Annotated in this window: 21 protein-coding genes; 13 read left to right on the top strand and 8 right to left on the bottom strand. The window is 35.0% G+C overall.

Annotated elements, in window-relative coordinates:
• The 4 genes from QZN27_RS03915 to QZN27_RS03900 all read left to right on the top strand — a co-directional run.
• On the top strand, nucleotides 1–660 hold a 660-nt coding region (locus tag QZN27_RS03915; RefSeq protein WP_296783974.1), incomplete at its 5' end, for an Ig-like domain repeat protein.
• A gap of 138 nt (nucleotides 661–798) precedes the next feature.
• The gene (locus QZN27_RS03910; protein WP_296783971.1) at nucleotides 799–1,428 is read left to right on the top strand and encodes a TetR/AcrR family transcriptional regulator; all 630 of its coding nucleotides are present in this window, start codon (nucleotides 799–801) and stop codon (nucleotides 1,426–1,428) included.
• Nucleotides 1,425–2,519, top strand: coding sequence for a radical SAM/SPASM domain-containing protein (locus QZN27_RS03905; RefSeq protein WP_296783968.1), 1,095 nt, complete (start codon nucleotides 1,425–1,427; stop codon nucleotides 2,517–2,519). Before QZN27_RS03910 ends, QZN27_RS03905 begins: the two co-directional genes overlap by 4 nt.
• Nucleotides 2,520–2,635: 116 nt before the next feature.
• Entirely contained in the window at nucleotides 2,636–3,436 is an 801-nt protein-coding gene (locus QZN27_RS03900) for a transglutaminase-like domain-containing protein (protein ID WP_296783964.1), read from the top strand.
• Nucleotides 3,437–3,445: 9 nt separating this feature from the next.
• On the opposite strand, the gene QZN27_RS03895 is transcribed toward QZN27_RS03900, so the two are convergent.
• The 3 genes from QZN27_RS03895 to QZN27_RS03885 all read right to left on the bottom strand — a co-directional run bounded on the left by QZN27_RS03895 (nucleotide 3,446) and on the right by QZN27_RS03885 (nucleotide 6,337).
• On the bottom strand, nucleotides 3,446–4,042 hold the full coding sequence (locus tag QZN27_RS03895; protein WP_296783957.1) for a hypothetical protein: 597 nt from the start codon (nucleotides 4,040–4,042) through the stop codon (nucleotides 3,446–3,448).
• 57 nt (nucleotides 4,043–4,099) lie between these two features.
• Nucleotides 4,100–5,488, bottom strand: coding sequence for an MFS transporter (locus tag QZN27_RS03890; protein ID WP_296783954.1), 1,389 nt, complete (start codon nucleotides 5,486–5,488; stop codon nucleotides 4,100–4,102).
• Between the two features lie 180 nt (nucleotides 5,489–5,668).
• On the bottom strand, nucleotides 5,669–6,337 hold the full coding sequence (locus QZN27_RS03885) for a class I SAM-dependent methyltransferase (protein WP_296783950.1): 669 nt from the start codon (nucleotides 6,335–6,337) through the stop codon (nucleotides 5,669–5,671).
• A 91-nt stretch (nucleotides 6,338–6,428) separates the two neighbouring features.
• Here QZN27_RS03885 and surE point away from each other — a divergent pair, with 91 nt between their 5' ends.
• Together surE and QZN27_RS03875 are read left to right on the top strand one after the other, a co-directional pair.
• Nucleotides 6,429–7,244, top strand: a complete 816-nt coding sequence (gene surE / locus QZN27_RS03880; RefSeq protein ID WP_296783946.1) for a 5'/3'-nucleotidase SurE — start codon at nucleotides 6,429–6,431, stop codon at nucleotides 7,242–7,244.
• A 23-nt stretch (nucleotides 7,245–7,267) separates the two neighbouring features.
• A complete protein-coding gene (locus QZN27_RS03875) occupies nucleotides 7,268–7,816 on the top strand; it encodes a hypothetical protein (RefSeq protein ID WP_296783924.1) in 549 nt (182 codons plus the stop codon).
• On the opposite strand, the gene QZN27_RS03870 is transcribed toward QZN27_RS03875, so the two are convergent.
• A complete protein-coding gene (locus QZN27_RS03870; protein ID WP_296783921.1) occupies nucleotides 7,813–8,562 on the bottom strand; it encodes a TatD family hydrolase in 750 nt (249 codons plus the stop codon). The genes QZN27_RS03875 and QZN27_RS03870 overlap by 4 nt on opposite strands.
• A 90-nt stretch (nucleotides 8,563–8,652) precedes the next feature.
• Between QZN27_RS03870 and QZN27_RS03865 the strand changes: the two genes are divergently transcribed.
• Entirely contained in the window at nucleotides 8,653–9,360 is a 708-nt protein-coding gene (locus QZN27_RS03865) for a tRNA threonylcarbamoyladenosine dehydratase (protein WP_296783918.1), read from the top strand.
• Here QZN27_RS03865 and QZN27_RS03860 read toward each other — a convergent pair.
• Nucleotides 9,354–10,961 (bottom strand): DUF2142 domain-containing protein, encoded by a 1,608-nt coding sequence (locus tag QZN27_RS03860; protein ID WP_296783917.1) that lies wholly within the window; start codon nucleotides 10,959–10,961, stop codon nucleotides 9,354–9,356. The genes QZN27_RS03865 and QZN27_RS03860 overlap by 7 nt on opposite strands.
• A gap of 399 nt (nucleotides 10,962–11,360) precedes the next feature.
• Between QZN27_RS03860 and pyk the strand changes: the two genes are divergently transcribed.
• The 3 genes from pyk (at nucleotide 11,361) to QZN27_RS03845 (ending at nucleotide 13,704) form a co-directional block, all read left to right on the top strand.
• Complete coding sequence (pyk, locus tag QZN27_RS03855) at nucleotides 11,361–12,764, top strand: pyruvate kinase (RefSeq protein ID WP_296783914.1); 1,404 nt, start codon at nucleotides 11,361–11,363, stop codon at nucleotides 12,762–12,764.
• 95 nt (nucleotides 12,765–12,859) lie between these two features.
• Entirely contained in the window at nucleotides 12,860–12,988 is a 129-nt protein-coding gene (locus QZN27_RS03850) for a hypothetical protein (protein ID WP_296783912.1), read from the top strand.
• A gap of 209 nt (nucleotides 12,989–13,197) precedes the next feature.
• Complete coding sequence (locus tag QZN27_RS03845) at nucleotides 13,198–13,704, top strand: DUF308 domain-containing protein (RefSeq protein ID WP_296783977.1); 507 nt, start codon at nucleotides 13,198–13,200, stop codon at nucleotides 13,702–13,704.
• A 173-nt stretch (nucleotides 13,705–13,877) separates the two neighbouring features.
• Here QZN27_RS03845 and QZN27_RS03840 read toward each other — a convergent pair whose 3' ends face one another.
• The 3 genes from QZN27_RS03840 to QZN27_RS03830 form a co-directional block, all read right to left on the bottom strand.
• The gene (locus QZN27_RS03840; RefSeq protein ID WP_296783910.1) at nucleotides 13,878–15,062 is read right to left on the bottom strand and encodes a cytosine permease; all 1,185 of its coding nucleotides are present in this window, start codon (nucleotides 15,060–15,062) and stop codon (nucleotides 13,878–13,880) included.
• A 195-nt stretch (nucleotides 15,063–15,257) separates the two neighbouring features.
• Nucleotides 15,258–15,719 (bottom strand): hypothetical protein, encoded by a 462-nt coding sequence (locus QZN27_RS03835; RefSeq protein ID WP_296783907.1) that lies wholly within the window; start codon nucleotides 15,717–15,719, stop codon nucleotides 15,258–15,260.
• A 396-nt stretch (nucleotides 15,720–16,115) separates the two neighbouring features.
• Entirely contained in the window at nucleotides 16,116–16,499 is a 384-nt protein-coding gene (locus QZN27_RS03830) for an Ig-like domain-containing protein (protein ID WP_296783902.1), read from the bottom strand.
• A 140-nt stretch (nucleotides 16,500–16,639) separates the two neighbouring features.
• Here QZN27_RS03830 and QZN27_RS03825 point away from each other — a divergent pair, with 140 nt between their 5' ends.
• The 3 genes from QZN27_RS03825 to QZN27_RS03815 all read left to right on the top strand — a co-directional run bounded on the left by QZN27_RS03825 (nucleotide 16,640) and on the right by QZN27_RS03815 (nucleotide 18,043).
• On the top strand, nucleotides 16,640–17,194 hold the full coding sequence (locus QZN27_RS03825; protein WP_296783894.1) for a flavodoxin family protein: 555 nt from the start codon (nucleotides 16,640–16,642) through the stop codon (nucleotides 17,192–17,194).
• Between the two features lie 16 nt (nucleotides 17,195–17,210).
• Nucleotides 17,211–17,363: a hypothetical protein gene (locus QZN27_RS03820; protein WP_165813983.1), complete on the top strand. Its 153-nt coding sequence runs from the start codon at nucleotides 17,211–17,213 to the stop codon at nucleotides 17,361–17,363.
• A gap of 236 nt (nucleotides 17,364–17,599) precedes the next feature.
• Nucleotides 17,600–18,043, top strand: coding sequence for a hypothetical protein (locus tag QZN27_RS03815; protein WP_296783890.1), 444 nt, complete (start codon nucleotides 17,600–17,602; stop codon nucleotides 18,041–18,043).
• Nucleotides 18,044–18,439: the final 396 nt, after the last annotated feature.

The raw sequence follows: 18,439 nt of genomic DNA, 5'->3' as shown, positions 1-18,439 counted from the left end.
GAATACAAAGGATTCAAGGCTAAACTTAAGGCCACTGTAAAAAGCAACGGCAAGAATGTCAATGAGGGTAAAGTTCAATTTAAAATCAACGGCAAAAAATACAATGTCAATGTTAAAAATGGTGTGGCCACTAAAAAAATTAAACTGAAAAAAATCAAAAAATACAAATACACCGCAAAGTATCTTGGAAATGCCAACCTATATAAGTCCAAGGTCTCCAAGGCAAAGGCCATCATGAAAAAACGTCAGAAAGTCAAAATCACTTTCAAAAAGCCTGTAGTATATACCGGCCAAACTAAAAAAATTGTCGTTAAAATAAAATCCAGAGGCAAATATGTCAAAGGAGGATGGCTTTTCATAAAAAGCAAAGTAGGTATAGATAAGGTCAAGGTTAAAAAAGGAAAAGTCACATTATATGCCTATGGTTCATTAGCTGACCACTATAAGGGAACCAATGGTATAGACAAGTTCTACAAGAAGAAAGTAACCAAGAAGTATTGGCTCAAATATAAGCCGGCATCACATAAATACTATGCTAAAAAGGTAAACTATAAGGCAACTTCAAAATTCAAATGTGACCTGTGCGGTAAAAAATCTACCCATTACCACTACAGCTACGGTTACTTTGTCGTGTATAAGTATAAAATAGTAGTATCTTAAGGGAAATCCATTTCCCTTTTCATTATTTTTTTAAAACTGCAATAATTTTAATTAATTATTTTTTTTAAACAATCCATCATAGTTAATTTTATATATGATGACAAAAATATTATACCTAACGAACGGTTGGTAGGTTAAATGAATACTAAAGAAAAGATTTTTGACGTGGCACTGGATTTGTTTTCAAAAAAAGGATACGACTCAGTTTCACTTAGAGAGATTGCAGATGAGGTAGGAATTAAAAAAAGCTCAATATATAGTCATTATGCCTCAAAGGAAGCAATATTAATTGACATATTTCTATACTTAAGCGGACTTTTTGAATATGATGAACTGCTAAACAGCAAGGAGCTTGTCCTGTCAAATGATAATGAGATATTGCTTGAAAACCCGGAAATGTTCTATCATAACGGTTCCGAAGCGATAAGGAAAATGTTCTCTCAGGAGAGAAACCTTAAGATATGGAAATTGATATTTATCCAAATGCATTACAATGAACATATAAGATTGTTTTTCAAAGATGAGATATTAAAAAAACCGTTAATGTTCTGGAAGGAATTTTTCAGGATTTTAAAGGAAAATAACATCATCAGACAAGATCTCAGCCCTGAACTCTTGGCCAAGGAGTATTACAGCTTTCCCATATATATGATTATGGAGATGTGTGCAGAATATGAAGACATTCCTGAAAATCTCCTTGATGACTTTTTCAAACAGACAGAAGACCATGCCAATTTCCTGCTCGACTGCATAAAGGTGAAAAAATGAGTGAAAGCAATTTCAATATTCAGGAATACCTCACAAATGGTGTTGAAATCATCCTAAAGGATGCAATGCGTGCTACTTTTAGAAATCCAAAGGAAAGTGTATTTCTGCTTAAATTTGCAAAGCATGCCAAAAAGGCCAATAGAATAAGGGAAAGCTATGACAAACAAGGAAAAAACATACCTGCATTTTTGATTGCAAGTATTACAAGCAGCTGCAATCTGCACTGTACAGGATGCTATTCAAGGGCAAGCGATGCATGCAATGACGAAACACCTTTAAATCAGCTCTCCGATGATGAGTGGGAAGACATATTTAGTCAGGCAAGGGATATTGGAATAATCTTTATTGTTCTTGCCGGCGGTGAGCCGATGATAAGGGAAGATGTCATAATCAAGGCCAGCAATTATCCTGAAATACTCTTTCCGATATTTACAAATGGAACCTTGCTTGATGATGATTACTTTAAACTGTTGGATGACAACAGAAACCTTGTGCCGATTCTTTCCATTGAAGGAAATGAAGAAGTGACAGATTCAAGAAGGGGAAAAGGAGTCTATAGCCAACTGATTGAATCCATGAAGCTGATGAATAACAAAAACATTATCTTTGGCGCATCACTTACATTCACAAAAGAAAATTTGACAACACTACTTTCAAGGGAATATATTGATGAACTGCATGATTTGGGATGCAAGGTAGTGTTTTTCATAGAATATGTTCCGATGAATGAGGAAAGAATGGATCTGGCTCCAGGCGACAGTGAAAGGGAAATGCTGTTTAAAGAGATTGACCATTTGCGCAATGAGTATCATGACATGCTTTTCATGTCATTTCCGGGGGATGAAAAGACATCAGAGGGCTGTCTTGCAGCGGGCAGAGGATTTTTCCACATCAATTCCCATGGAGGTGCCGAACCGTGTCCGGCTTCACCATATTCCGACATCAATGTAGGTGAAACATCAATTCTTGAAGCATTGGACTCCAACCTTTTCAGATGCCTTAGGGACGGGGGCATCTTAATGGATGAGCATGAAGGCGGATGTGTTTTGTTTGAACATAAGGAAGATGTTGAAAGAATATTGAAAAGCTGAAATTCCCACAAATCTAAAACCTTTTTATAGTATTATCTAAATATTATATATTTGGAGGTATTTTTATTAAATTCAAGCTCATAATTGTTGTTTTATCATTATTATTCTTCTTATCAATGACTTGTGTCATGGCAACTGACATTAATGAAACAGACAATTTCACCCAATTGAACACATTATTAGATGATGCTGATGATAATGCAAATTTAACCACTGATTATGAATATATTGATGGAGAAGATAATTTAACAATATCAAAATCCATTACAATCAATGGAAATGGACATTCAATAAAAAATAATAACGCTTCCATTATCTTAACTGAAAATAACTCCAATATAATTTTTGAAGAGATTGATTTTTTAGACAGACCATCCATTATTTTAAACAATACACAGTTTTCAAATATTACATTTATAAACTGCAAATTTGAGGTCATGAATTCCACCCAAAACTATACAATATCTTTTGATCGTTATGTTGGAAATATGACAAGCGGTGAAATATCCCCATTTGTTAAACTGCTTGCAAAATTAATAGTGGGCAATGCAAAAGGTATTGAAGCCGCCAAAATACTGGCTAAATGGGTTGGAAAAAATATAGAACATGAAACTGCTGAAGGATTTTACCAAACAGCTGACATGACATTAATCCGGAAACGCGGAAACTGCTGCAGTCAGACAGATCTGTTTTTACAGATGTGCGTAGCTGTCGGTGTAAATAATGGCCATAAATTAGGATACGTTCATGTAGGAACCATGATTTTTGGAAAAAGGCATTTTTTTGCAATGGTTGATAATGTATTGGTGGATGTTGATGTACATGAAAATTCCCCTTGGGGACATGCAAAAATTGGAAAAAGGGGTTTTTACAGAATAACTGAATATCCATACTTGCCCATTCCTAGAGATTACTGATTGAAAAAACTATTTGAACATCCATGTAAACTCTGTTTCTAGATTTGAATCTATTTCTAAAGCCTTTTTAAAAATATGATCTCTCAATTTCAATAGGTTTTCCTCAGAATCAGAGGTGATATAAATTATTTCGGGCAAAACTTCCAAATTTTCAGTTGATTTTCCTTCAAGGGGTCTGAAATTAGGTTTGAAACCTTTGCAATAACCTAAATCATTGTTTATAAATTTCAATTCATCGATTTTTTTGAATGTGCCCGGTTTTAAGAATTTAACATTGTCAAATTTGATGGTGACTTTAGCACCATACTTAATAGTTACCAAGTATTCTCCGCTATCATAATCCTTTAAAATATAATCAGTGTTCAGCTCGTCTAAATCATTGATTAGATTTTTCACCTTTCTATTTAATATCATTTTATTTTCTGCTGTTATCTGAAAAAATATGATGTCATTGGTGATATTGGTGGTGTCTATTGGCTGTTTGGCAAAGTACATATAAGAAGTAGTGTCCTTATATGCAACTGCATATTGGGATATGATAGTATTTACTTTGGATACTTTACTATTTTTAAAGACACCTAATATAAAATTTTGTTTAACAGACATAACTACTACTATGTTTTAATGACATATATATTTTACATCAAGTGATTTCATAATCTGTTATTGATTTGATTTCATGGTTTCAAATTGCTCGTCACGGCCTTTCAGCTTAAAGGTAAACAAAAATGCTATGAATCCAACTACTGCGGCCAGAATCAGACTAACCTTATAACCTAAAATTCCTGAAAATGATGCAATCACACCACCGATAAGGGCTCCGCCAATAAGCTGGCCAGCACTTGACAACATGTTTACAATTGCCTGGCCCGCACCCCTTTCCTGAGGTTTTGCTTCGCTTAAAACTATGTATCTTAAAGGTGCACCTATTATTGTCACCATACCAACACCAATCAAACATCCTGCAATAATAAAAAATATCAGGTTATTAGGATATACTGCAATGGCAATCAAACCGATAGTCAGTATCAATGTTCCGATCATCATTAGCTTACGTGAGCCTGTAGAATCGAGGAATTTACCAAGAATTGGTGCTGCAACAGCATTGGCGCCTAATATTGGAATGAGCATCAGGCTTGCAAGCTGGTCATTGAGACCCATTGAAATAATTGCTAAGGATGGAATGAATATTGCTGATGAATAGATTATGCCGTAACATAATGTTTCAATGCATGCGATTGTTATTTCATTGTTTTTAAGCATGTGTATAGGTACAATGGATTCCTGTGCCATTTTTTCCACTTTTACAAAAATTGGAATTAAAACGATGAATAATATTAAAAATGGAGCTACCTTGAGTGATGTCAAACTATTTATGAAATTGCTTGAATCTATCTGGTTCAAACCGTAGGATAAAGATATTGCAAGCAGACTCAGTATTACGATTCCCAAATAGTCGATTTTCAGTTTTCTCTGATTTTCCGCATCGGGAAGGATGTATAATGCAAATGCCACTATAAATATGCTTATTGGTATATTGATTGTAAAGCACCAGTTCCATCCAAATGGTATCAGAGCCGCTCCAACCAATGGTCCGCCAATAGCTGAAATACCGAATACACTTCCGATGATTCCCAATGCCTTTCCCCTTTCATTTAATGGAAATGCATCACCTATAAATGCTCCGGCTACCGGAAATATGCCTCCGCAACCGAAACCCTGAATGATTCTTCCTATAAAAATTGATTCTATATTGAAGGAAAATGCTATCAGGCATGATCCTATTCCAAACAGGAGTACATCCATGATAAATATCTTCTTTCTGCCGTAAAAGTCGGAAAACTTGGCCATTACAGGAGATCCAATCATGAATGCAATGACAAATAATGTAAATATCCAGCTTGATTCCCTGCTTGTAAGGTTAAAGCTTTGCTCAATTGAAGGAAGAACAGGCCCAATTATCCCAGTATCAAGAGAGCCCATGAATACTCCAATAAGAAATAGTATTAGTATTAGATTACGTGTTTTTGAGTCTAAAGTTTTAGATTGCATAATATTTTCCTTTTTTTACATTTAAATCTACAATGAATCTCTAAAAAATTTTATTTAATTGATGATATTTAAATTTTTTTAAAATGAATTAGATATATTATAAATTTTAAAAAATATTATAAAAAAAATTCAGAAAAAAATTATTGAATTGAATAATTAAATCAAAGAGCAAATATAAATCTATTTTTGGGCAATTACACATATCCAATCGGCATCTTCACCGGTAAATGAATCCTTTGAATCTTTTACATGGCTGATTATATTTCTATATCCAGCTTTGTGAAGATATTCCTCCAATTGATTCTGTGAATATATATTCATGTCCAACAGTTCAATCAGTTCCTTTTGGCGTGCATCATCTTCCTTGGGAAGTGCCTCATTTGCAATGAAAATCATTCCATCATCTTTCAGGATTCTTTTAACTTCCTTCAAATCATTTAAAAAATCCGGCCAGAAATAAACTGTTTCAAAAGCGGTCACGATATCGAAGGTATCATCACCAAATGGCATCTCTGAAACAGACCCTTGAATAATTTCACACCGACCTTCGCAAATTGCATCTTCATTCAACAACCTTGATTTTTCACAGGCCACCTTTGAATAATCAAGACCATACACCATTTTGTCAGTAATCTGAAGGAACCTATATACATTGACTCCACCTCCACAGCCAATATCCAATATTTTATCATCCTTTGAAATGCTGATATGACTCAAACTCCACTGTGCCAGACCCTCATGATTGACATTCATCCTTTCAATCAGTTTGCCTCCCAATTCCCCTTTGGGATTTCTTGCATTGACGAGAAGTTCAGGCTCTTCGATGATTCTGATATTTTCATAGTCCATGATACTATTTTTCGATTTGTTATTAGAAATATTTTTTTAATTGAAAAATGATATATACAATTAATCACAACAATTCGAAGGTTTTGACAGTATGAACATTTTGATATCCAATGATGACGGAGTCTCGGCACCAGGCATATTGGCCGCAAAACAGGCCGTTGAAGATTTGGCCAATGTCACCGTTGTAGCTCCGGATAAAAACAACAGCAGTGTAGGTCGTCGAATAACATTGTTCAAACATTTGAAACTGGATTCCTGCAAACTTGAAGACGGAAGCCAGGCATACAGCGTTTCCGGAAGTCCGGCAGACGCAGTCATCGTCGGCGCAGATTATGTTATGGATACAAAACCCGATCTGGTAATAGCCGGAATAAATCAGGGCGTGAATATAAGCTGCGACATTACATCATCAGGTACAGTGTGTGCAGCACTTGAGGCAGTTAGCCTAGGCATTCCTGCAATAGCCGCTTCCCTTTTCATTGATCCGAAAACATCATACAGACAGGATGAAAACGGTGAATGGTATCTTGAATACGATTTTGATTTGGCGAAAAAGGTTTTGCATGACCTTGTCCTTAAAATCATCAATGAGGGATTTCCAGAAGGTGTTGACCTGTTTAATCTGAATGTTCCTACAAACTATGAATCAGAAGAGGTTAAAATCACCCATCTCTCCCATAGGATGCTTGACAAAGAGGTAATTGACAATACCAATGAGGAAAAGGGCGAGCTGTTTAACTACCCTCTGGAGGAAAATCAGAAAAGTGATGATTTGGTCATGATTACATCCAATCTGGTTCAGGAATATGATGAAAACAGTGACGGACATGCTCTTTTTGTCGAAAAACGCCCAAGCCTAACACCACTTAACGCCAACATGACAAGCAGGGATTTAAAGAATTGGTAAAATATTAAATAGTGTGATTTAAAATGTCTAAAAGATTTGCAGTCATCGATACTGAAACCAACTGGAACAATGAGGTAATGTCAATCGGCGTTCTGATTGCAAGATGCAAGAATTTCGAAAAGACCGATTCCAGATATTACATTCTGCCCCGTGAAGAAAAGGTTGGAGGAATGTATTCAAAAAGCATGAGAGATACTACTCATGAGATAATTACAGGCCACAGGATTGAAGTGATTGACGATTTGAAGCTTCTTTTGAATTCCAATGGTGTTGATGACCTGTTTGCATATAACGCTTCCTTTGACAAGAATCATTTGCCAGAACTTTCCGATTTCTGCTGGCATGATATAATGAAAGTTGCAGCATATAAGCAGCACAATCCATCCATTCCAGACCATCTGCCATGCTGCAAGACCGGACGGCTGAAAAGAGGCTATGGAGTTGAGCCGATGCTTCAGATGCTTGGGGTCGAAGACTACTGCGAAACCCACAATGCGGTCTTTGATGCAATGGATGAATTGATTATAATGACAAAATTAGGATATGAGATTGACTTTTATCCTGAAATCTAAATTTTAAATAATCTTTTTGCATTTTCAGAAGTGATTCGTATGATTTCATCTTCATTCATATCCAATTCTTTGGCTATTTTTCCGGTGACGTATCTGATATTGAGTGGAGTGTTCATTTCTCCTTTCTTTTCCTGCGGAGGCAAATAGGGGGAATCAGTCTCTACAAGTATATGGCTGATATCAATCTCATTAACCGTTTTTCTTGTTTTCTTGTTGTTTTCATTGGTAACAGGCCCACCTACACCTATATAGAAACCCAAATCAATGAAGCGCTTTGCCATTTCAGCTGAACTCTGATAGCAGTGAAGGGATCCCACAACCTGATGTCTTTCTAACACATCAAATGTGTCCTGCATAGCTTTCCTTGAATGCACAATCACCGGCAGATTATGATTTTCGGCCAAATTAAGCATGTTTTCAAACAGTTCAATCTGTTTGTCCCTATTGTCTTTTGTATGATAGTAGTCAAGGCCTATCTCTCCAACAGCAATGACACTTTCATTTTCAAGCTGGCTGTCCAATATGGCGAGGTCATCATCGGTTATCTCATCGGCCAATGTGTAGAAGTATCCCAAAGCGGCATGGACATTATCATATTTTTCTGCAAGTTTCAGAACTTCATTATTGCTCTTAAAATCTGTGCCGTTCAATATCAGATGAATATCATTATCCATGGCCTGCTTAATGATTTCCTCTGCGTTTTCCATTTCTCCATCATATACATGACAATGGGTATCAATTATCATAAAATCCTCACTTCAACATTAAGTTTTTAATGTCTTGACTTCAATTATTATATAATAAGTTGGATTAAATTATATTTTTTGGTGAGTCTAATGGAAAGTAAGTTTTCAAGAACAGAGATGTTGGTTGGAAATGATGGAATGGAAAAGTTAAAGGAAGCAAAGGTTGCAGTTTTTGGCCTTGGAGGAGTCGGATCTTTTGTCTGTGAAGGGCTTGCCAGAAGCGGAGTAGGCAATTTCATCCTGATAGACTTCGACAAGATCGATGAAAGCAACATCAACAGGCAGCTTATTGCAAATGTAAACACAATAGGCAGATATAAGGTGGATTTGATGAAGGAAAGAATCCTTGAAATCAATCCCGATGCAAACGTGGAAACCTATAAGGAATTCTACATGGCAGATTCGACATCCAACATCATTACAGAAGACCTCTCCTATGCAGTAGACTGTGTCGATACCATAATGGCAAAGATTGCAGTCATATGCAAATGTGATGCACTGAATGTTCCTGTCATCTCTTCAATGGGAACAGGAAACAAGCTGGACCCCACCATGTTTGAAGTTGCCGACATCTATGAGACATCAGTATGCCCTCTTGCCAAAATAATGAAAAAAGATTTGAGAAAAAGAAACATTGAAAAGCTTAAAGTGGTCTATTCAAAGGAACATGCGATAAACACCAACGACTGTGAAATCAATCAGGGCAGAAAATTTAAAGTGAAAGGCAGCGTTTCATTTGTGCCTTCCGTTGCGGGACTTATAATTGCCGGTGAAGTGATAAAGGACCTCATTCAGTAGTATTTTGTGGCAAATGCCAAAATCAATGTGGCCATGAAGCCTATTATGCAAATTATGGCATATTTGTCATAACTGTCTTTGAACTTATCCAATTTTTTTATTTTAAATGGTACGATAATCGGAAGCAGGGCAAATAACGGTATGAAATACCTTGTGCTAACACCAATATTTGTTGAACCGACATCCGCCCAGGTCAACAGTTGGATGAAGCAAGTTCCAACATATATAATCAGCAGAATCAATAGTGTACCTAACCTTGATTTTAAATTAAACTTAACCTTGTTTGGATAGAGCAGCAAAGTGAGTGAAAGGAATATCCAAATCAAGATTGTAATGAACATGTAATGGTCAGCATAATGATTGAGACTATTTGCTCCGAAGAAATTAAATAAACCATTTACTGTGATTCCTAAGGTATATGTGAAAATCAGCCTCATGAATCTCAAAATGCTAAACGGATGATTTATCAAATAATTCAGCTGCAATTTAGGGTCCATATAATTAAGTTTTGATCTCCATGAATGCATCAGGGCTGGAGCAGAATATGTGCTCCACAATATGCCTATACATGAAACAATCAGAATGCCCAGAAGCATATATCTTAAAATGTTCTCATTTTTGAAGTTCTTGCGGGGAACCAGCAATATGAAGAACACAAATGCAAGATATGGAAGCTTACAAAGACCCAGCAGCAATGAAAGTCCGCAGAATATTGCAACTTCCTTTGTATCGAGCGAACCCGGTTCAGATTTATACAGATATATGAAATATGCAATTGTAAGTATTCCCAAACCGATTATCATGGAATCTATGCTGACTGAAGCGGCCTGATAAATCGAAATTGGTATGCATGCAACGGCCAAAAGAGGAACCTTCAGCACCGGTGCCTTTTTAATAGCCAGAGAAATTAATACGGCATATGTGAATAGATTGAATACTCTTGGAAGCCATAACATCCAGATGACATTCAAATCAAATAGTTTAGCTATAAAAACGCCAATTGCCTGTGGAATATAACCATAAAAAGGATTCTGCTCAAAGGCGGAACCGTCAAGCATTGGTGTTTCGTTAATCTTATTCGTATCGCCGTCCGTCATGAAAACCGTCTTTTCACGATTATTCAAGAAAAACATATGGCTTCGTATAGTTTCAAAACCCACATCAGTATTGAGTTCCTGGCTGTATTTTCCTTCAGTACGGTTGTATAGCTGAGTGAGATTATGCTCACCTCCCTCCCAATGAGGAAATATTACTCCTTGAGATGTAATTTCTGCCCTTGTCAGGTGTTCCAATTCATCACTGACATCAACGATTGGCACAACAAATGCAGAAATTATTCCAAAACATAGTATGGCTACAAATGCAACCTTATATAGCTCCTCTTTGGAATCGTGCATGAAATAATATGTAATGCAGAAGACTCCAAGTAATGCAACAACAGCAAATGCTGCTATTTCAAACTGAGGATTTGCGAAGTTTTTATACGAAACGGTGGATATGCAGGTAATTGTAATGAAAATCAAATAGATAATCAGATATTTCTTTGAATTAACCAACGTTGAAGTGAACTCATTGCAATTTTCCTTGATACCCTCAATCATTAAAAACACCATTCTCCCCTAAAAATTAAAAAAAATCTATTTTATGTTAGATATTTTTTTAATTATAAATATTTAAATATATGCCATTTGTTTCATTACAGTTAGGGAATTTCGAAAATTTCGCTAAAACATTCATTTCAAATGCAAAACTTAAAAACTAAAGATAATCATAGAGAAAAGATATACCGTAAGCTTGGAATGCTATAAAAAAAGGAAGAGTTAGTATATGTATGGATTTCCTTCCGGTTAACTACAGTCAAATTAATGTAGCAAATAATTCAAAATTTAGTGAACAATCCAAGTATTTTAAGAAAAGTTTCTAGGAAGTTAATCATTAAATATAATTACTTATAGATTTTTAATTATACTATATTTCATGAAAATTACTCGGAGAAAAAAATGAAGAAAACAAAAGTTATCTGCAGTATAGGTCCCGCAAGCGATTGCGTAGAGGTTATGGGCGAAATGGTTAACATGGGAATGGATTGCGCACGCATCAATCTAAGTCATGCCACACCTGAAGGCATACTGAAAACACTTGAGGTCATAAGACAGGTGCGCAGACAATACAATCGGCCTTTGGCCATCATGTATGATACAAAAGGACCTGAATTTAGAACCTTAAGCTTCAAGGATGGAGGAGTGTCCCTTAAAAAGGATGACACCATTAGGATGAGCAAAACCTGCATACTTGGAAACAATGAGGAATTCGGAGTAAATCACAGCAATGCAATAGACTTCATTAAAGTTGGGGATAAGGTGCTTATAGACAATGCACTGTTCGAGCTTGAAGTCATAGGCAAAAGTGAAGATCATGTAGTGCTTAAGGCATTAGGTGACGGCAAAATCAAGGATAAAAAAACCATCAATGTTCCCGGCGTCGATTTGAACTTGGAATTCATGAGCGAAGTGGACAAAAAGGACATTGCATTTGCCGCAAAGCATGCATGTGACTATCTGGCATTGTCCTTTGTTAATACAAGGGAAGATGTGATTTCCGCCCGCAAAATAATTGAAGATGCTGGAGGCGATGCACTTATCATATCAAAAATCGAAAGCCGTCTGGGCATCGAAAATGTTGATGATATAATTGAAGAATCCGATGGGATTATGGTTGCCCGTGGAGATCTGGGAGTTGAAATTCCTCTTGAAGAGCTGCCTATGCTTCAAAAGAGCATTATCAGAAAATGTCGCCAAAAGGGCAAGTTCGCTATTGTAGCCACTGAAATGCTGGCTTCAATGTATGAAAGTCCAAGGCCTACAAGAGCGGAGGTTTCAGACGTGGCCAATGCAATACTGGATGGAACAGATTGCGTCATGCTGTCTGGAGAAACCACCATTGGAAAACATCCGATTGAATCAGTTGAAATAATGAGCAGAATATGTAGACATGTGGAATCAACAGTTGACTATACCAAGCATGTTGCATACAAGGGAACAATAGGCACAGGAGATACCATTGCAAAATTGGTTATTGATGCCGTTGAATTTTCAGACATCAAGCTGATTGTTACAACTACCCTTACAGGATTTACCGCTCAAAGAATAAGTAATTTCAGGCCAAATTCCATAATAATGGCATGCTGTCCTTCCAATCATATTGCAGAGAAGGTCATTTTAAACTTCGGCGTCAAACCAGTGGTAACTGATATATATGAAAGCACTGATGAACTGCTCAATAATGCTAAAAAAATAGCTCAAAAGGAATTTAACCTAAAAAAAGGGGATTTGATTGTGGTTACTGGAGGATTCCCGTTAGGTGAATACAAAAAAACAAATTATTTGATAATTGAAGAGATTTAAACTTTAATCAGCATTAAGGACTGTGAAATGAACATTCCAATTTCCCGATTTCTTCAATTTGTATAACAGCGAATAGCTCTATCATTTAGAGTCAAATGTTGATTTGTACAATACTCCGCAAGGGTTCATGCCCCTGCAGCGAATGCGGAACTTGTGGAGATGTGCACACAGCAGCTGGATATTACGGCACTCTGAAAGATATTGCCAACCTCTTTGGAAGATAATTGAAAATAATAATTAATTTAATCTAAAAAGGAAGTTATTGATATCTTTTGACAATTTCATCGGTTAAAACGGTGTACATGTCAATCAGCTAATCATATATAGTTTTTCTATTAGTTTTCACTTTAGATGTCAAAATTATTAGATATATATAAATAATATTTAATGTATATAAATAACCATCTTAATTTGTGGAGGTGAAAACGTGAATATGGAAAAAATTTTAGGATTGCTGTATATAATCTTTGGTTTGTTGTTTGTGATTTATCCAATATTTTCATCCGCACTCATATCAATGATAATCGGATTTTCTCTGGTATGTTTCGGTCTGTCATCAATATCTATGGGTATTGTATTTACTGAAATGCCTCTTTATAAATATTTAACAATAATGCTGGGAATTATTGCAATAATTTTTGGTATAATGTTCATGTTCTTCTTGAATGCTGTACCGTTCCTTGTATCCCTGCAATTCTATATCGTCGGATTCCTGATGATTATATATGGATTGGTAGGAATAATTTTCCTGGATGATAAGGTTTATAGAATTATTTCAGGAATCGGTTTGATTTTGGGAATTTTAACTGTCATACTTGCAGTATTTTTAGCATCCCACCCAATCGCAATTGCCATTATTATTGGAGTTCTGCTGATTGTAGAAGGAGTATCCCTTATTGTTATTGGTCGCAGCAGGTCTCTAATTGAAAAATACGGATAATATAATTTAAATAGGATAATTCAATTGAATTATCTTTATTTATCTTTTTTTTGTTTTTGTATAATTGATTTTCTAATAATCGTATCGGCATTTTTTTTATTCAGATTTAAAATTTTTGAAATTTAATAAAAGAAATTTTACAATTTCTAACAATTTATCAGAAACTCCATAATTCAACCAGTTTCAATTTTTCCTTTTACTAAAATCCATGCATATGCAAGTGCGGCAGATACTATGACTGAAATAAGTGTAGGACCTAAAAATATGGAATCCAGGCCGGCTGTAATTTGATAAACGGCAAAACCGGCAAACCATGAGAATATGTTCCAATACCAGTCTTTAGCTTCATTATTATCTTTACCAAAATAGAATGAAACAACAAGCACGGAAGCCATTGGAGCAAAAACTGAACTTATAAGATAAAGGAAAGAAATGTAATGGTCCATTATTCCGGAAATTGCCAAAATCGCACTTAAAAAACTCACTACGACACCGGCAATTTTAGGATTCAGCTTGTTAAATATTGCCTTTGCGGACTCTCCGGCGGAATTTGTCGCAAGGAAATTAGTTGTGACTGTGGACAGTGCAAGAATTAAAACTCCCGGAACGCCAAGACCTGAAATGAGAATTGCCTGGGAAATGTCGACAGTTCCCATGCATACAATTTCAATACCTATGAAGTACATCCAAAGGCTTGCGACAGTGTATGCCAATGCTGATAATGCTGTTGCTTTTTTGGGATTGTCAGCATCTTTTGTATAATCGGAAATCACAGGCAGCCATGAAATCGGCATTGCAATTGAGATTTCAAAGATGTTCCAGAATGTCAATGTCGCTGAATTTGTGACAGGCATTAAATTGTATCCGCTCACTGCTAAAAACTTAACGGACAATATTACAAGCAGTGCTGTTAAAATTATCATTATTATGCTTGTTATTTTTGAAGTGCGCCTTAGACCTATAAAAACCCATATCGCTATAAAAACAGCCAGAATTATGCATGTCAGAGCAAAGGATATTGGTATATTCAAACCCATAAGCGCCAGTGCGCCCTGTGCATTCAATACTGCAACCCATGCAATGAGCTGCAGCACATTCAGTGTGGCAAAAAACTTGGAACCGAAATTACCAAAAGTTGATTTGATTGATTCCATTGCATTTACCCTAAGTTGTGCGCCTATAAGACCAACAAAATAGAGCATTATTCCGCCTATTATATGTCCAAGAATCAAGGGAACCCATATTGAGTTAATGGGTGCGGCTGATGCGATTTGTATTCCTGCCTGAATTTCGGAAACTGAAATTGCAACGCCGAACCATATGATCATGTTGGTAAAAAGTCCTGTCCTGTTCTCCATGTTCTGCACTCAATAATAAAATTAATTTTTTAAATAACCTATTTATAATTAGGATTAGATAATATATAAAAATTTTTAGTACAAAACTGTACATTTAATTAATTTCACTCAATTTTTTACAATATAATTAAAAAAATAGTTTTTGGATATGAATTGGCTTATCAGTTAAAAAAAAAGAAAAATAATAGCTTAAGATTAAGCTATTAAAAAGTCACCGATTAACTTTTCATCTGTTGATGAAATCACCACAATGCGATCATTTTTTTCAAAATTGAACATAGTGATATTATCATCTTTTACAGTGTAACCAGTTACATTATTAATTGTTGTTTCATTTCCTCCCATAGCTTTTAGAGCTTGTTCATTAGTTAATCCATTGGTAACGTTAACAACAAAGAGGCCTATTGCATCCTTATCTTTAAGATATGCTTTGGAACTGATTTGAGCTCCGCCCTTTTTAAGTGGTTCCATCATATCATCAAGGGTATTTGAAGGATCTACCTCAAAACCATCAGGAATATTGAAATCAACTCCATCAATTGTGACTGTTTCATTTTTAGCCCCACCGAAAATGTCTGATAGGTCAAAAGCTGAAACTGCACCAATGCTTATTGCAACAATTAACAATGCTAGTATTGCAAGAATTTTTTTGTTCATAATCCACCTCCAATAATCAATATATTTTTTCAGTTAGATAAACTTTACTAAATATTCTTCACTGAAAATTAAATAACTTAAACATTATTTCTCTAAATTTTCATTCAAAAAAGACACAACTGAATTCGCATATAACTAACGATTGAAAAGAGATATTTTTGAAATAATGAAAAAAATAATTAAAAAAAGAATTGTGCAAATAGTTTAGGAGAAACTCCCAAACCATTACACACTATACAATATTCACTTATAAGTCGAAAACAGATGTCTGACCTCTTTTTCTATAGAAGCATGTTGCATTCAAAATTATGTAATTTAATTATTCAAAAATGTCAAGTGGACTTCTGATTATGGCAAGACCCTGCCGTGAAAGGCATATCATGATTGCTGAGTGCCTTACTCTATTATAATTGCTTTTTGAAGTTCATAATCATTGTATTTGTCATTTCCAGCATATTTGACAATTACAGTGTTATCTCCTGCAGTCAAATTATCTAAAATCAATGAATATTTGCCGTTGCTATCGGTCACGACAGTATAAGACTGATTTTCATCATTTGAATAGCTAATGTTTAACTGTTGTCCTGCAAGTGCGCTTCCATTTGCATCTTTAAGTTCAAATTGAAGCTGATCTCCATTTTTGAAAGTTGCATTTTCATCATTTATCCAGTTTATCTTTGTGTTTATTTTTTCGCCGCTGCCTTGATGTGTTAATACAAAAGCACCAACAATTGCGATAATTACGACAATTATTATTGCGATTATTAGATTTTTATTCATAGAATTCCTCCTATATTTAATAATTTAATATAACACAATATAATTCTTTTTATATTTTATTTCATTCAGTGCTTTAAACAGCAAAAAAATATTAATGTTAATGCTGAGATATATATTTGTATATTTTTGGAGATATTATTATGAAAGTTTTAGGAATTAATACAAGTCCAAGAGAATCAAGTAATGTAAGAATTGCTTTAGAGGCTGCGTTGGATGCCGCTTGTGCAAAAGGGGCTGAAACCGAGATTGTGGATGTTAACAAATTATCAATCACTCCATGTCAAGGCGACAACTACTGCAAAGAGCATGATTCTGAATGTGCCTTAAATGATGATATGCAGGACATCTATCAAAAAATTGAGGAAGCTGATGGAATCATCTTAGCAAGCCCAATATACTTCTGTGACGTGAACGCTCAGGCTAAACTCGTAATCGACAGGTTATATTCTTATTTTATGAACCCCAAATATGGAGAACTGTTTTCAAATAAAAAAGTTTCAATAATTGCAACCCACGGCGCTGCTCCTTTAGAAGCATTTGAAGGTTCACTAAATACTCAAATGGCAGCTTTTGAAGTTTTAGGATTCAAAACCGGTGACTTTATTAATTTGGATGACAATAATGTTCCAGGAGCCATTAACGATAAGGAAGATCAATTGCAAAAGGCAAGAGATCTTGGAGAAAACTTAATTTAATTTTTAAGGTGATACAATGAGCAATATACATGAAAATTGTGAGAATTACAGTCCTAAAAAGGATTACTGTTTAAAATTCTTTGAAGAAAACGTATCTGAAAAGTATAAGGTTTGTAAAGAGTATAGCGAGTTCTCCGATAAGGAACTCAGCAGGAAATGGAGTAATTAGCTAAACTGGAAATTTATACATTAATTTCTCACTGCCAGAATAGATAAAAGAAATGTGACTATTGCCGGTCAAAAAAGGCATTAACCTATGATTCGCAGGTTAAATTGTTTATGCAATGAATTGTTTTGATTATTTCACCAAAATATAGGCTTTAAACAATAATATATATTCCAGTTGATTTGAAAATTCAACAAATTATAAATATTAGGCATGCCTAAATATTATATGGTGAAAATATGAAACTAACAAAAATAAGTTTAGCAATACTAATATTGATATGTGCTGTAGGAATGGTTGCTGCAGTAGAAATTTCAGACATAAAGGTTGCCGACGGATTTGAAAATCTAGGTGGAGGCAACTACGCAAACGATGCAAACAACATCAACATTGATATAATAAATGAAAAAGACGTTAAACCGTTAAAATCAATATTTGAAAACGACACTGGCGTCAAATACACAACAGTTCCAGGAAAATTAAACAACACATTCAATTACACAGATGGAGTAAACGAACAGGCAGGAATTGATGAACTTATCAAAATCAATGACAAGGAATACGTAATCGAGTTTTATGCATATAATGACGACAACGTTTCTATTGACAAGATCTATGACGCATTAGAAGAGTTCAACAAGTTAAACAACCTAACACCAATCGACCCATCAACACTCGAATAATGTTAAAACCATTATTCTTTTTTTATTTTTTTTTAACCCTTTAAAAAAAACTTTTTTTTATTCTAATTAAAACATTGCTTTTTACATGAATACTTAAAAAAATAACAACAATGCCTAAAATATATATTGAATAGTTAATCGTGATTCTTATTAACATTCGTAAATATGTAGCTGACAATCAAGATAAGAACTGTAATCAAGATGTAAATAGTTATTTCGAAATTATTGGAATCAAGTGCTAAATGATATACTCCATTAATCCACAGGAACATTGAACCCCCCCACCCTAAAAGAGGGTGGGGATTCCTGAATTATTTTCACTTAATAATGGTTAATTTAAGTATTTTTTCAGGCTATCCCCGTTGAACCAGCGGTTTAGAATATTAATTGCTGCGT

This window comes from uncultured Methanobrevibacter sp. (assembly GCF_900316895.1).
In the GTDB taxonomy this organism is placed as follows: domain Archaea; phylum Methanobacteriota; class Methanobacteria; order Methanobacteriales; family Methanobacteriaceae; genus Methanocatella.
The sequence above is the reverse complement of the archived record's forward strand: the minus strand, read 5'-3'. Positions and strand labels throughout refer to the sequence as shown.